We start from the raw sequence: 14,321 nt of genomic DNA, 5'->3' as shown, positions 1-14,321 counted from the left end.
ATCCAACCCTAAAACTTTTCCAAGCCATCCCATTACTTACCCCCTTTCGTTGTGCCGCCAAATCCAGCCTTATTGATTCCCGTCGTCCCCTTGGTTTCTTTTGGCGGCTCTTTATTAATCTTCAGTGATTCCTTGCCTGCCGACTTCCGGGCGTTGTCAACATCATCGGCCCCCATTTTGGGAACTGCCAACTCCTCCATCGGTTTAATTTCAGGTGGCTTAATTTCAGGCGCTGCCGGCGCGCTAATGGATGGCGCTTTAAAGATACACATTAGTCCTCCTCTTCTTCGTCTCTGGAGAGTGCATTGACCATATCGACAACATGCTGAACCCCACGAATAAAATCCAAGGAAACCGTTTGATCAGAAATATAAGTTCGCGCATCAAACTGTTTGTTGAAGCGTTCCAACTGTGGTGCCGTCAAGAGTTTCATACACTCACCTCCTCTGGTAGTCGATCTCCGCTCTTCAAAATCCGAGCAAGATAATACTGGCGCAAGTAGGCATCCTCACCTGCTATCATTGCCGCCTTTGTTTCTTCCTCGAACCCCTCTTTACAGAATTGCTTTAGCGTCAAATCTGGAAATAGCTTTTTGAACTCAACACAAGAAAATTCGCGCTCTGTCGCAAACTCCATTTCATTGATGTACTTAAGGTCTTTTAGGATACGTCCCGCTTTCACGGCACCAACACCCTCACAACCTGGATAGCCGTCAGTCACATCGCCGGAAAGCGTTTGCAGCATTAGATTTCTAAAAGCCTCCGTGCGGTCCAAGTCATAAAGATGCCCATCCGTCAGCCGAATAAACTTGCAGGGGATGGTTTTGAAGTCTTTATCAAGAGCGACAATTACATTTTCGTATTTATCAGTCTCCGATGTTGCCAAGATACCCGCCACGTCATCACCTTCATATCCATCCCGCCATCGGACATCCGAAAGCTGTTGCACATAATTGAGCAGCCAGTAATAACCTACCGGCTTACGATTGATCTTTACGGCTCTACGGCGCGATGCTTTGTAAGTGGGTTCGTACTTGATGCGCCAGTTGTCGCCAACAGAGAGCACGAACACAATCTCAGCGGCCTTAAACTCCTTCAAGCTGTAATGCTTTCGTACCGCCTCCTTGTGCTGCTGGATGATGTGTTCGTAACAAGCAATAATGTCGACCTCTTGCGCATAAACACTCCAAAACCCGTCACCCCAGTCAACATCCTTTTCAGCGGCAGAGCACGCTTTAAAGGCGATGGCGTCTAGGTCATAGATCAGCCGAAGCCGCTTTTCAGGCATAGCTTGCGCTCCGAACTTGAAGGCCGTTCATGGACATGAAATTGACGCCGCTATCCGTCACCATCCATTCGCCAGAATTAATGCCGTTTACCGTGCAAGTAATGTGGCCTCGGCTGGCCGCTTCTGCGACATGCCGGGCATTGGCACGGGAATAATCAGACTGAAACTTTTGCGGACACATGCGGATAAAAAGCAGAACTTGCAGATAGTGATTCATACTCGCGCCTCCATCAGCTTCTTTGCCACATGAGCCGGATGATCTTGAATGTATTTTTCCAACTCTTTAATTTGCTCTTTAGCTGCATCAATCTTTTCCATCTCCTTCTTGTGATAGGCGTTCTCTACAGACAGTGTCTTAGAGTACATCGCATTCTCCAACTTCAAGAACAAGCGGCAGAGCCGGGCAAGAAATTTGATATAGGTAAGCTGCATATATTTAAACCTCCTCAGTGACAATCTTTCCAGTTCGCGCCAATCTTTCCATCGGCGTCCAGCTGGACTTTAAAATTAAAATAAGCTTCTGTTTCCCGCATTGCCAGTTGAGCTATCTGAATGACTTCTTCAGCAATCTCTTTTCTACAGGCAATCTGCATTTCATCATGCACCCACGCCATATAGGCATAGTCGCCCTCCCAGCCATGCAAATAGCCGCGCTCTCGCAACAATTCATCAGTGCGCACAATCCAGTACTTGCACACAAGCGCGCCCGCAGATTGCAAAAGGGTATTTAAAGCCGCGTGATTGCTGCGAACATGAACATGACGGCCATCAAGGCCTACGAGGTAATTGCGCGTTAAAACTACTTTGCGCTTCTTGACATCGAAGTGCGCGCCCAGCTGTTCGGCAATTGAATCTTTAAGATCACCAAGCGCGGGGGTTTGCTCCAGAAAGGCAGCCTTCAACGCCTTACCTTCAGACGCCCCCTTACGAACAATCTTGCCAATCTTTTCATCACCAGCGCCGTACAAATACGCATAGATAAATGTCTTCGCGTTGTCACGGCTTGGAAGCCCTGCGGCGCGCTGGTTCTTGGTATGGATATCTCCATTAACGACTTCATATGCGTATTCGCCCTGGTCGAACTCATGCATGAAGTGCGCAAGACAGCGAAGCTCTAGACCGGAAGCGTCCGTGCCAACCTGCACCCATCCTCTAAAACGCTCATTCGGCCCAAACAGCGAACGGCATTCAGGGCCATACGCCGCCCGGCCCGCAGGCACCTGCCCCATGTTTGGCGCGGAATGCGTAGCACGCCCCGTTACAGCGCCGTTAGGATTGACAGCCCCGTGAATGAACCCTTCAGGCGTCACTACCTTCAGCCATGCGGCCTTACCATCAGCAAGCTGGCCCAGGCGCTTCGACAACATGAAGTATTCGCTTAGAATCTCCGCAAATTGTCGAAGCTCAGCGGGGGCTTCCTGGTCTGTGGCAATGAACTTAAAAGTGGCATCGTCAAGCTTGAGGGTCGTTTTGGTGACAGGCCGCCCATCCTCATCCAGTTCACCCTTCTCCCGATAGAGTTCATGGTTGTCAGGCATGTACTCGAAAAGATTTTCAAGCAGCCACATAATCTGCTGCCGGCTGCCAGGGTTAAAGTCTTTGTAGCGCTGGATGCCCACGCCGGCCTTGTATCCCATCTTGGCGTTATCACGCTTAGGGACAAAAACCTTATCTGGGATGCGTGGCGCTGCGGCCTTTAGGATTTTCTCAAGCTCGTTGAAGCGTTCTTGCAGTGTGTCTGCAAGCCTCAGCCCCCCCGCTGTGTCAAAGGGGAAGCCGTTGCGCTCCATCTTCGCCAAGAGCCACGCTGCTTTGTGCTCAAGCGTAATAGCCGCATCAGAGTAGTCTTTAGAAACCAACAGCAGGTAAAGCTTCTTGGTAACTCTTACGTCCTGCTCGCAGTAGTCAAGCATGTCTTCATTAAAGAAACTCCATGCCTCTTCTTGCTCGCCATAGTCGCCTTTAAGCTCTCCTAAGCGATAGCCCCAGGCCTTAAGGCTATGTGAGCCGTAAAGTTTCCCTGGTATTTTCCCCCTCTTCCAGTTAGATATCTCCGCTCCCATCGTCTTCAAATGGGAAAAGATAAGACGGGAAAGAACCAAGGTATCAACAAAGAGAGGATTGAACATTTCTTGAAGAGCTTCGCTGCCCAGAATTTTGTTTATGGCGGGCACATCATACTTAATGCCATTATGCGCTACCGCCACAAAGCCCATCTGCTGGCGCTCTTTGATATAGCTGACTAAGCTTTGCAGTTCACCCGGACGAAACCGGATGTACTTGTCCGCAATGGAGTCGTAGACAACTCCGCAGTGAAACTTGTTTACAGTAACTAACAGGCCATTAGTTTCGATATCAAAGACGACAAATGGCTTGCCTTTAAGCCTCATACATTAATATCCCTCCTCATTCTGATATCCGCCGTCGCCACTCGCTGGCAACTCAGATACCGGGTTTAGCCTCCCTGTTTGATGGTCAAAATAAAGATAGCCGCCAATGCCGGAAAGACCGGTATAGCGAACTTTGAGAACCCTTACTGTCGTGTAATCTCTTAAAATCGGATCTTGGGTATTTCTCTCAAGACCAAAAGTGACATCAGAAAGCTGTAAAATTGCACCAGAGCCACGAAAATCTTTAGTTGAGACTTGCCCGCCCTCTTCATGCGCAACTGCGCCCTGTCCGCTCTTTCGGGTAAGATGGGATACAACAAATATTGTGCAGCCCGTTTCTTCTACGATGCATCGAAGCTCAGTCATCAGTTTGTCAATCAGCTTCCTCTCGTCACCGTTCCCTTCAAGTCCGCTGATGGCAATGCTGATATGGTCAAGGATGATGTATTTGCACTCCTCCGCAACCGCCAAATAGCGTATGCGACTAAGAAGATTATCGGACTCGACGCTGCCAAAAGCATCATATAGGCAGAAATTACCAGTACCCAAAGTGGCATTAAATGCTTCCTCCCAAGTTTCATTGTCAACATCCTCAAGATGAAGGCGTTTGCCGCAGTGATACGACATCAACGCCTGTCCGGTTTCTTCAGCGCCTTCTTCCAAATAAACCATGCCCACTTTTGTGTGGTGCTGTACGCCGATGAAATACGACAAAAAGCGTGTAAGAGTAGACTTACCAACACCAGAGCCAGCGCCGATAGTAATAAGACGCTTCTCAGGAATACAACGGGTATATTCAACAATTGGCATTCCCTCCCAAGCTTTTGGCCAAGAAAGGCCTTTAACCTTCCCCAGAGTCTTGATGCGGTCTTTCAGGGAAGAGCCATTCAAGATGCCATCAGGGCGGTAAGGCTGTGGATTCCATAGGGCATTACGTAGCTCTTGCTCCTTGCCCTCAGACATCATTTTATTTGCGTCTTTTTCGGTAAGGATCAGCAGCTTTGCCTTGCCAGGAGGAAGAATTAAAGCGCATTCAATCGCGGCTTCTCTCCCTGGTTCATCCATATCAAATGCGATTACGACTTCATCAAACCCTATCAGCCATTCATACTGCTCCTTAAAAACCTTCTTGGCGGAGCCTGCTCCAGCTGGAACAGACACGACCGGCCATTTACATCCGTCAAGTTGGGCGATAGTTAGCATGTCTATTTCGCCCTCAGTGATAACTACCTTGCGGCCTTTGGCTGGGAACAAATGCTGGCCGACAAAAACCTTTGGCGTGCCCCCAAGGGTTAAAAACTCTTTTCCGGCAAATCTAAGTTTTTGATGAATCAAAGTGCCATCCAAGTCGCGGATATCGGCAACCTGAACGGGCTTTCCTGAATACTTACCTTGCCAATACCCGTATCGTTCACAAGTTTTTCGAGATAGCCCACGGCTCTTAATGTCCGCAAAGACCCCATCAGCACTATCTAAAAGTTTCTCCATGTCCCCTTTCATTCGTTTATTTCGTGGACGGTTTGAGGTATCTTCGATAGGCGTGTATTTCTCACAGACAAAGCAGTAGGTACTCTCTGCATACTCTGCGAGGCCATCAGAAGACCCGCAATCGTCACAAGGCAGGTGCGTGCGTAGAGCGCCCTCTGATGCCTCGAAGCTCATTAGGCGATGCCTTCCTGTTTCAGCCAGTCCTTAACGTCAAAGCTCGGACACGCCTTAGCCACCTTCGGGAAATCGCGGTGCCCCAGGATTTCAGCTTGCGGGTACATTTCTTTGAGAGACTTCAATACAGTCTTCAATCCCTTGAATTGCTCAGGTGTGAAATTGTTCTCAGGAGTCTTTGCGTCCTTCTCAGAAACGCCGCCAATCAAACACACCCCCACGGAAACGGCGTTGAAGCCTTCAACATGTGCGCCGATAGCTTCAATGTCTCTACCGCTCTGAACCTCGCCGCTGCGGGTAATGACTACGTGGTAGCCAATATCCATCCAACCGCGCTGTAAGTGCATTCGGCGGATGTCCGATGCCTCGAAATTCTGGCTTGGCTTAGTGGCGCTGCAATGAACAGCGATAAATTTGGTTTCCTTTCGCTCTTTAAAAGCCATTGGTCAATTATCCTTTCTTACTTTTCTTCTCCTTCAAGGCGGGATGCAGCGCCTTCTTAGGCTCTTTGATCCAGTCAATGGGAATTTCTTTCTTTGCAAACTGAAATCCTTCTTTTGCGCACCAAGCGGCATAAGACGTGGGACTGCCTGTATAGAGCTTGGCGTTGGGATTGCTGAATACAAATCGGATATCTATATCAGGGTATTGCGCCTTGATCAGTAGATGCTTTTTACGGTCCTCAGGCATAAAGCGGCCTTTAGACTCAATGATGATGCCGTTGGGCAAGATGAAATCAGGGGTGTACTTGTGGCCGCTTTCTGGAATGGTGTAATCAAGATAAAAGGCCTCATACACTACAGGGATGGCTTTAGACTCCAAAGAGGTGCAGATTGCATCTTCAAGCCCGCTTCGATACTCACCTTTGTTGTGCTTGCTCCACCCTCCTTTTCGGTTAAAGAAGCTTCCCGCCATTCTCAGTAATCGGCCAGTTCGCTGTCTTCATCGCTGTAGGCGTTACCAGCCGCTGCGGAGTCGTCCAACTCTTCCGCATCGTCTTCAACATCATAGGGATTGCTGCCGCCTACGCCATCGCCCTGCTTGATCAGCTGTACCGTGTCCATGCGCAGTTTGACGCCGTATACACGATCCGACACCACGTAGGGCTGGATGGCGAACTCTACTTTTACAGTGCTGCCATGGGTCACAATCGCAGCGGTGGGCTTGGCGCGGCCATCGAAGACAGGCACCTTACGCGGCTCATCCGTGCGAGTATCCAGATGGTTGCAAGTGGCCTTGAACTGGGTATCGCCGTCCTTGTTCTCCTTCCAGGGCATTTGGGGCTTGTCGAAGTCTTCCGGGTCTGCCAGCACCTGCTTAAGCGCCTTGCCCTTCACTCCGAACGATTCCGGGTTGTCTTTGATTGCCTCCCAGGCCTCTTCGCATGCGCTGATGATCTTCTTGTCCAGCTTGCCATCTTCCTGCACAAAGCTGATAACACGCTTATCCTGGCCCTTGCCTTCATACACTTCTTCCTTCTCCACAGACGGAAACACCGCCAGGGCGCGACCGGACACCATTTTGATCAGTTTTACTTTTGCCATATATAAATTCTCCTTTTGTGATTAAGTTAAATATTGGGTAGCGTTTTGGTGTTTTCCTCCGAAGCGCTCTCACCCGCCAAGGCCATGTAAGCCGCACCATCCACATAGTCATCAAGATGGAAGTTGCCGCCATTGGCCCGCGCCAGCTTAAGAACAGCCATGAACTGCCATCCGTGAACCTCTGTCATACTGGACCCGGTCAGCGCATTGAACGCTTCAACAGTGCGTTTCATGCTGCGCTCAGCTTTTTTTGCATCGTCCCTGACAGCCGCACGGTCTTTCATGGCGCTGATGCCAGCGTTGAGAATAGAAGCCGCATCAGCCTCAGAGAGACACTTGTGGTCTTTTTCCGAGAGCGAACATTCTCTATTCTCAAGAGTGCTCGATTTATTCGCTAGGGCGCCATGCCATGATGTACGACCTGCTCGGTCATTGCTGCGGATGCCTAGTACATGCTCGAGCATTACACGGCCTCACTTTCTTTCGTGGTGATTTGAATTGTAGAAATAATGTGCGAAAGCGGAACAAAGAACGATTTAACTTCCCCACACGCCGTTACTTGTTGGGTCTGTAAGAACTGTCTCCCCACAACCGCTTTAATCTGAATGACTTCTTTACCGCACGGACCTACGCCGAGACGCCAAAGGCGGTGAACGCGCTCACCTCGGGTCACTTGGGTATATTCAATTTCTTTTACATCAAACACTTTCACAGCTTGCTTCCTTTCGAATAGTTAAGATCACGAAACGCTTTAAGTACCGGATGGCGTGGATTTCCTGCTAATGTCTTTTCCATAAACTTAATCTCAACGTAACGACCAATGAACATCTCTGGATTCGCCCACGCGGCTACGCGGTCTTCATCCGAAATGCCAGAACCTATAGAGGTAAACCGCCCATCTTCAAGCCTGACTTTGAAGGCTCCCAGGCTTCCTAGATATTTCCCCTCTCCCTCTTCTACGCCGACAATGACACCATCTACCGTTTCGCTTGGCTTGATCTTCCACCAGCCAACTTTCTTGCCGTTCTTGTAGATGTCTGAAACATCTTTAACCATCGCCCCTTCATACCCTAAGCTTCGGAAAGTGTTGTATGCGTTAAAAACATCATCAATGTGGTAGGCGTAAGTAAATGGGATGTGTGCGATGTGCCTACTGAAAAGCAGGGCAGTAATTTTGAAAGCATCAAGACTTGGCTCCGCCTCTATAGCTGCAAGCCCTGCCATTGCAGCCTTGCCAACCATTGCGATGGGATAAAACATTACTGAGCTGATTAACTCATTAGGGATCAACTCATCACGGCGAATCGTTCCAGATAGTTCTTCAAAGGGCAGTCCCCTTATAACGACCTCACAATCAACACAGAGTCCATCAGGGATGTAGAGCCTTTGAAATGTATCATCCACAATCTTCGCTAATGACTTTATCAAAATTCCCTTGCGTGAAATTGCATGATACACACCATCGACATCGCGGATTACCACACACCGAATACCATCAATTTTGGCATCGACTCGAACCCGTCCCTTCTCCCTAATAATTTTTTCAACGGCACTGCGGTTAAAAGAAACAGCAAGCTGCGGCTCAACGTGCGTAAAAATTGGCTTCTTAGCCATAGCAGCCCTTTACTTTTTAAGTGCTCTCTTGATTGCCACCCATGCTGCTTTAAACCGCTCGGTGCGTGTTTCGGGCTTTCGCGTAAGAGTAATGGCTACATCTGCACGGATCAGGTCTTTAATTTTCGACACCTCTTTCTCTGCTTCAATGTGCATGACCATATGCTCGTCAATCTCAACATTTACACTCCATGGCACTCCGTTTGCCTTTGGGCCATTGGAATTTTTGCGGAAGGACTGGCGACGTTGTTTTGCGTTCATTTCTTACTTCTCCTTTTGGTCAATTTCATCGGCGTCAATGCGTTGCACGCCTTCACGGTTCGGGAATGTGACAGTTGCTTCAAAGACACGACCAGCATTCGGGCTTTGGGCCTGAACACTGCGGGCGGTTAATACCTCTTTGGATTCAGATTCAAACGTCGCGGATTCAGCAAAGCGGGACATGGAGTCTCCTTTCTCTAGTGTGTGTAATTAGACGTAGAAACACCAAAAGCCCATTCAAGGGCTTTGGCGTCTGTGTGATTGTGGTGTCAAGTGAAGGCGAATTCAGACTCAAGAATGCCGTGAAGGTCTAAGCTGCCTTTTTGTGGAAGGGCTTCAATTTGCTGAGCAAGATTTTCATCTAGCGTGGCCTTAATGCGTGTGGCGAATGCCGCCAAAGGATCAAATTCATCATAAAGCCGTACCATCGTGGCGCGGACCCCCTTGAACATCGCTACGGCCTTATCCGCTGAGGTGCCAAAAGAATCATGGATCATTCCGAAATTCCTGATACCCTCTTTGTCATGACAGTGATTAATCGTCATGCGCATGTGGCAACCATCCAGGCTATGAACAAAGTTCGGTGCAATACCTGACGCCTGTTTAACTGGATTAACTGTCGCCGTGCCCTCAACAACAGTGAATAGCCGTCTAGTTCCGCCTATGATGAATTGGACCCGCTTCGACTCCATCTGGTAATAGAACTGCTGCACGGGCATTCCATCAGGTGTAAACCACTTGATAGGATGATTAGCTTTAGAAATCACCCCCGCAGCCTTTTGGAGCCACTTCATTGCCTCCACAGCCTTAACGACTACGGACTGAACAGAAGTCCAAATCAAATGTGCCAGATAGCCCGCCGCTTGATTTGCAGAGCTAAAGGGCATCGCCCCCATTTCCATGGCTGGCTGGATAGTGTCTTCCAGTACTTGCTCACGGAATCCGTATTCTTTGGAGCCATAAGCCAAGGTCATCACGGAGCGCTTTACTGTGTTGCGTTCAATGCCGAACATTAGCCACTGCTGCGCAAGCGTCTTACTCCCAAACTTTGTTACTTCGACTTTCTCCCCGTCATAGTCTCGTGTCTCTGTGACATCTCCACTTCCATTCTCAGCATCTGCGGCTACCAGGCGCATGCATCTATCGGCTACAAGTTGATAGATGTCTTGGCGTTCACCGCCTGCTACAAGATTAACGGCATGCCCGCCTACTGCATCACGCAACATGGCGCTAAAGTGCTGAATACCTGAACAGGAGCCGTCAAAGGCCAGGACAATGCGAGACTCAAATGAAAGACCATCACGAATATAACCGGCGTACTCGAAACAGAAGGCGAGAAAACAAAACGGGCTATCTGCCTTGGACCAATAGGAATAGGTTCCTTTAGGGTCTTCGGAAACTTCTAGTAAAAGCTCTGAGTTTTCATCTACCCACTTTACGCGCTCTTTGATTGACCACTTGTCATGCCCGAAGACATTCGCCCCATGCATCTTGAAGAGCTTTAAGTTTTCTTCTGTACCAATAGGGCCGGCACTGGCGAAAATAAGAAGGGATTTAGTGAGGTCGTCGCCTTGTGGATTAAATGCAGGAATGGGATAAAGTCTACCGCGAGTATCTAGAGAGTGCGGCATGTAAATCTTTGGTTCGTGCCTAAAGGTTTGTGCTGTTTCTATAATCCCTGTAACCCTTAAAGCCCGTGAAGCCCTTCTATTCTCAGCTTTATACAGTTCAGTTTTCTTTTTCCTGTAAGCCTTTATCTCCTCCTCTGTGGCCGACTCTGGTAAGTCTGGAAATACCTTTCTTGCCTCTGCTTTATCTTTCGGGATTAATGGCTCTATCCCAGGAAGGCCCGCCCCACCTGTAAAGCCATCCCGCCATAGAGAGCGAGCAACGTCTAAGACTTTTGAGTTAACTTGCCATGGTGTGGCCTGAAGCCTATTCACGGCATCCAACACTTGCTGCATGTCAACGTCTGCCAATTCTTTATGGAAATCATCTACAACGCTCTTTGCGGCACTTGATGGAATTCTAAATAGTGTTGTCTTCGTCGCTTCTGTCCAATAGCCTCCCTCCTCTGCGTTCTTCCATGGCCTTGGAGGTATCACCGTTGGCAAGTATCGCTGTGCGCTTAACATTAACCCTTGAGAGTATTTCGAGATAACTTCTTTCAAACCCTCTGACGCTGTGATTGATGTAATGCTGTCTTTCAGCTTTCTTGAAAGAGGCATTAAGGTATGCGTTTCAAAAATCCCAGCCTCAATACAGCAGTTCAAAATTACCTCGCCAACTCGGAGGCGTGCTTCTGTTGGCCACGCTTCAGTCTTAATTTTATGGTGCTCTGCAATGGCCCGCATGTAGCAGCGCTTGTAAGACTCTTCAGCGCGTTCTTTTACACCTTGACGTATCTTTCTTGCTTTGGCGGCTGGCATCGACGCTAATAGCTCAGTGAATTGAATTTCCTCTTCGATATCTCTTCCTATAGCTTTGTAAATCGCAACGATTGGGAGAGGGTTTTTAAGCATTGAGGCGGATACGCCATTCTTCAGGCCGACATACGCCAGCTTTTGATAGCGCGTCTCAAGTGTCTTTTCGTTAATTTCAGGAAGCTGCAAGAAATATTGAAGGGCCGAATGTCTTACTCCTCTTCTCCCCTTTGCCGCTGCCGTCCACTCTGCAAGCCTGTTAGCTATTGGGGTTATCAACCGCCCGATGATTCGCGTACCTACCAACGTCTCATGGAACACCCCATTTTCCGCGTCCTTAGCCAATGCAGCCAAAACCTTTCTTTCCGCGCCAGCCTTAGCCTCATACTCAAGTTCTAATTGCTTTGAGGCCATTTCCTCGCCGTACTTGGCGGCCATGATGTCATAGGGGGTCTTTAGTGCTGTTTCAACAATGGAGTTAAACATAAGCTTTAAAATCTTTACGATTATTTAAAGCTTCCATAAATTGCGGGCGCAACTTTCCCTCGCCGTGAACTACAGGCGATAAAAATGGGTTACGGAAGCTTTATAGGTTTACAGGGGAAGAGATGGCAGGAAATTAAACTTCTAGCCAGAGACGCTTTGCAGATGTTCTTCGAGCTTTGGAGCGCTCTTTGACTTTATTCTTTTGACTTACTTCTACTTCTTCAGCTTTGAAGGACTTGTAGCGCTTTTCAGTCTTTACAGTCTTTTGGCGGGATTCATTACCATGCATCAGAGGTTCCTCTTAAAGAATTAGAAAGGGTATTAAAGGGGCGTGGGAGATAGCCCTTCTCTAGTGTGTGTAATTGCATGGACGGTGTGTGTTATTGCAGCTGGACTGTCTCCCCGATGGCGACAAGCAGGCCACGAACGGCCTTCACGCGGCTTTCCAGTTCTTGAAGGCGTTTCAGTTCGCCGTGGGCCGCTGCGATTAGCTTGGCGTTCCAGGCTGCGACGTCGTCTCTGTTGCGTATGGCGGTCTCCAGGTGCTCCACGCGCTCCTGCAACGTCCTGGCCTTCTCTTTCGCCACTTCAAGTTCTTTGCGGAGTTCCATGTTTGCCGCGTAGGTCGCAGAGGCCCGGAGCGTTCCAGCCGTCTCAGGGACTCGGAGGACTTCGGCGGGCGTATCAACTTGAATATTGATGGTCGTCTGGCCGCGTAGCAGGCTATCAATCACCATGTCACACCAGACAGCGAACTCAACGTCCAGCCAGCGAGCAAAGAACACTGCTAGCTTCGGATGCGCCCAGGTGCCGGAGTGATAGCGGCCCTTCTTGGCCTCTGTCAGGTCTTTTTTAAAACCCGTGAATTCACGGGAATTAAAACCGAGTGCCTTACCCAGAGCCGTTACATACGCCTGTACCTTCTCATAGCGCCAAAACTCGTCCAGCTGCTTCCCGTAAGCCTTCGCGGCCTTGGTCATGTTGAAATAGCCGTCTTCGCGGAACTCGAAAGCTGTGCCGTTGAAGGACTTGGCGAGGACGTGAGGCGTTTGCGCGCTTGCTTCCGACTGACCAAAATACTTGCCCAGCATCTCCAGCATGATTTGCTTGTGCTCAGGGCTCTGGTGAGTGTTGGCAATCAACGCGTAGCCTTCTGCGGTGTAGAAAATTGAAGTGCGTGTTCCGCGCTTGAGCGCCACCGTTCCCTCGTACCGAACACAAGGCGCGGGAATACCGGAGCGGGTAGCTGTATCGCTATCCAAGCGGATAACATGCTTGCCCTCTTCCATCTTGTGCCGCAGCCGTTGATAGAGGTTACTTGTGCAGGTCCAGCGAGAAGCATTGACGCCGTGAGCCGCGTCAATCATATTTCCGGACAAAACGTAAACGCCGTTTATAGATGCGCGAATTAGATCAGCGTGGCCAACTCGAATACCACTAGATTTCATTGCAGAATCAAAGGATTGGCGAGCCTGAAGGGTTTTCATTTGGACAGACATAAAATGCTCCTATAGAGGATGAAAGACACGCAAAGACGCTGAGGCGGTCAAGGCGTGAAATGGGTGTGGTGCGTGCTGCTTTCTCTAGTGTGTGTAATTGAAATTGTCATATTGTTAGAGCTTACCCTCTACCTATAACAACTAAAAAAATGCCCACGCTATTGCTGTGGGAATATGCGGGCGAATTTTATGTTACGAAATATATCGGTGCAAACTACCCTGGCAGTACGTGACACATTTCAAGTAGCGGGCTATGCATGAGACAGCGGCATTTAATACCGCAAAGGGATATTTGTATAGACTTATAAGGCCATTGTCGTATCGAACGGCCGTTTAAAAAGGGGGGCCTACGGCCTCCCCTCTAATCATGCTGAAATACTTATTAACGATTGCTTATTAAGCTATCCGAAGGCGGTCTAGGTCTCCGCCGTTTTCTAGGTAAGTTTGCACCCAAACAGGTTTGCGCCCCAGGCCCGTCCATGTCTCTTCAAAGTTTGCAGGGTTACGGAACTTAGGCGGGAACTTCCGCCCCTTGTTTGCGCTGGCGCTGCCTTCCAACTTCGCGGCCTTAGGCACCGCACCAGCGGCCAGACTTGCAAGGTCAATGCCCGCACTCGCCGCAAGTTCCTTTATCTGCTTGATGGTTTCGCGCTGCTGCTTGTCACGGGCTGCGTTCATGGCCTCGCGGGCTTCTTGCTGCAAGCCGTCTAGTTGGAATACGTCAAGCGCGGCAAGATCAATGTTCAGGGATTCAGCGATGGGGTACTTTGCCATGTAGGGGTTCCAGATGGTTATAAGGTGATAGCGCCCGCCACGCGAGCGCCTAAGGGTTTTACTTCGTTAGAATATATTTGACGATGATTGCACCCGCGCCAGTCAGCAGGGACACGACAAGCACGATAAGCACGCCCCAGACCAATTTAGCGATGTGGCTAATGTCTGCCTTAAGCTCGCGGTTACTGGCTTCTAGCCTTGATTCTGCCATGTCTACGGCCTCCTTAACTCTCTTGGTCATCATCTCTGCGTATGCCCTCGCGTCGTCATGTTCGGACTGCACCAGACTTTCAGCCAAGTCTTCCATACTTTTTGCGCTTTTGTATAGTGCAAGGCGCTCAATTGGTTTCGTATCTATCATGATGATAGTCTGCCCTCTTT

The 14,321-nt window shown here is 49.3% G+C and carries 20 protein-coding genes; all 20 read right to left on the bottom strand.

The window, feature by feature from the left end; genetic code table 11:
- Window positions 1–32: 32 nt before the first annotated feature.
- The 20 genes from B0T39_RS24710 to B0T39_RS00905 all read right to left on the bottom strand — a co-directional run bounded on the left by B0T39_RS24710 (window position 33) and on the right by B0T39_RS00905 (window position 14,301).
- A complete protein-coding gene (locus B0T39_RS24710) occupies window positions 33–272 on the bottom strand; it encodes a hypothetical protein (protein ID WP_141111029.1) in 240 nt (79 codons plus the stop codon).
- Window positions 272–433, bottom strand: a complete 162-nt coding sequence (locus B0T39_RS25465) for a hypothetical protein (protein WP_176219454.1) — start codon at window positions 431–433, stop codon at window positions 272–274. The genes B0T39_RS24710 and B0T39_RS25465 overlap by 1 nt, the downstream gene beginning before the upstream one ends.
- Complete coding sequence (locus B0T39_RS00975) at window positions 430–1,287, bottom strand: hypothetical protein (protein ID WP_081544395.1); 858 nt, start codon at window positions 1,285–1,287, stop codon at window positions 430–432. Before B0T39_RS00975 ends, B0T39_RS25465 begins: the two co-directional genes overlap by 4 nt.
- Entirely contained in the window at window positions 1,280–1,504 is a 225-nt protein-coding gene (locus tag B0T39_RS00970; RefSeq protein WP_081544394.1) for a hypothetical protein, read from the bottom strand. Before B0T39_RS00970 ends, B0T39_RS00975 begins: the two co-directional genes overlap by 8 nt.
- Window positions 1,501–1,719: a hypothetical protein gene (locus tag B0T39_RS00965; protein ID WP_081544393.1), complete on the bottom strand. Its 219-nt coding sequence runs from the start codon at window positions 1,717–1,719 to the stop codon at window positions 1,501–1,503. The genes B0T39_RS00970 and B0T39_RS00965 overlap by 4 nt, the downstream gene beginning before the upstream one ends.
- Window positions 1,720–1,733: 14 nt before the next feature.
- Complete coding sequence (locus B0T39_RS00960) at window positions 1,734–3,677, bottom strand: DNA polymerase (protein ID WP_081544392.1); 1,944 nt, start codon at window positions 3,675–3,677, stop codon at window positions 1,734–1,736.
- A 3-nt stretch (window positions 3,678–3,680) separates the two neighbouring features.
- Window positions 3,681–5,165, bottom strand: a complete 1,485-nt coding sequence (locus B0T39_RS00955) for a DnaB-like helicase C-terminal domain-containing protein (protein WP_176219453.1) — start codon at window positions 5,163–5,165, stop codon at window positions 3,681–3,683.
- A gap of 173 nt (window positions 5,166–5,338) precedes the next feature.
- On the bottom strand, window positions 5,339–5,782 hold the full coding sequence (locus B0T39_RS00950) for an N-acetylmuramoyl-L-alanine amidase (RefSeq protein ID WP_081544390.1): 444 nt from the start codon (window positions 5,780–5,782) through the stop codon (window positions 5,339–5,341).
- Between the two features lie 7 nt (window positions 5,783–5,789).
- Window positions 5,790–6,254 (bottom strand): endonuclease I, encoded by a 465-nt coding sequence (locus B0T39_RS00945; protein ID WP_081544389.1) that lies wholly within the window; start codon window positions 6,252–6,254, stop codon window positions 5,790–5,792.
- A gap of 2 nt (window positions 6,255–6,256) precedes the next feature.
- A complete protein-coding gene (locus B0T39_RS00940; RefSeq protein ID WP_081544388.1) occupies window positions 6,257–6,883 on the bottom strand; it encodes a hypothetical protein in 627 nt (208 codons plus the stop codon).
- 26 nt (window positions 6,884–6,909) lie between these two features.
- On the bottom strand, window positions 6,910–7,347 hold the full coding sequence (locus tag B0T39_RS24705) for a DUF6378 domain-containing protein (protein ID WP_141111028.1): 438 nt from the start codon (window positions 7,345–7,347) through the stop codon (window positions 6,910–6,912).
- Window positions 7,347–7,595 (bottom strand): hypothetical protein, encoded by a 249-nt coding sequence (locus tag B0T39_RS24700; protein WP_141111027.1) that lies wholly within the window; start codon window positions 7,593–7,595, stop codon window positions 7,347–7,349. Before B0T39_RS24700 ends, B0T39_RS24705 begins: the two co-directional genes overlap by 1 nt.
- Entirely contained in the window at window positions 7,592–8,497 is a 906-nt protein-coding gene (locus B0T39_RS00930) for an ATP-dependent DNA ligase (protein ID WP_081544387.1), read from the bottom strand. The genes B0T39_RS24700 and B0T39_RS00930 overlap by 4 nt, the downstream gene beginning before the upstream one ends.
- A 9-nt stretch (window positions 8,498–8,506) precedes the next feature.
- Window positions 8,507–8,758 carry a hypothetical protein gene (locus B0T39_RS24695; protein ID WP_141111026.1) on the bottom strand — a complete coding sequence of 84 codons (252 nt, stop codon included), beginning with the start codon at window positions 8,756–8,758 and terminating at the stop codon, window positions 8,507–8,509.
- Window positions 8,759–8,761: 3 nt separating this feature from the next.
- Window positions 8,762–8,941, bottom strand: a complete 180-nt coding sequence (locus B0T39_RS24690) for a hypothetical protein (RefSeq protein ID WP_141111025.1) — start codon at window positions 8,939–8,941, stop codon at window positions 8,762–8,764.
- A gap of 86 nt (window positions 8,942–9,027) precedes the next feature.
- Entirely contained in the window at window positions 9,028–11,667 is a 2,640-nt protein-coding gene (locus tag B0T39_RS00920) for a DNA-directed RNA polymerase (RefSeq protein ID WP_081544385.1), read from the bottom strand.
- Between the two features lie 133 nt (window positions 11,668–11,800).
- Window positions 11,801–11,956 (bottom strand): hypothetical protein, encoded by a 156-nt coding sequence (locus B0T39_RS25460; protein WP_176219452.1) that lies wholly within the window; start codon window positions 11,954–11,956, stop codon window positions 11,801–11,803.
- 91 nt (window positions 11,957–12,047) lie between these two features.
- Window positions 12,048–13,166 (bottom strand): KilA-N domain-containing protein, encoded by a 1,119-nt coding sequence (locus B0T39_RS00915; RefSeq protein WP_081544384.1) that lies wholly within the window; start codon window positions 13,164–13,166, stop codon window positions 12,048–12,050.
- A gap of 396 nt (window positions 13,167–13,562) precedes the next feature.
- The gene (locus B0T39_RS00910) at window positions 13,563–13,940 is read right to left on the bottom strand and encodes an H-NS histone family protein (RefSeq protein WP_081544383.1); all 378 of its coding nucleotides are present in this window, start codon (window positions 13,938–13,940) and stop codon (window positions 13,563–13,565) included.
- Between the two features lie 58 nt (window positions 13,941–13,998).
- Window positions 13,999–14,301: a hypothetical protein gene (locus B0T39_RS00905; protein WP_141111024.1), complete on the bottom strand. Its 303-nt coding sequence runs from the start codon at window positions 14,299–14,301 to the stop codon at window positions 13,999–14,001.
- Window positions 14,302–14,321: the final 20 nt, after the last annotated feature.

The sequence above is a fragment of the Chromobacterium haemolyticum genome (assembly GCF_002081825.1).
Classification (GTDB): Bacteria; Pseudomonadota; Gammaproteobacteria; order Burkholderiales; family Chromobacteriaceae; genus Chromobacterium; species Chromobacterium fluminis.
Note: the sequence above shows the minus strand (reverse complement) of the source record. Positions and strands in the feature narration are given on the sequence as shown.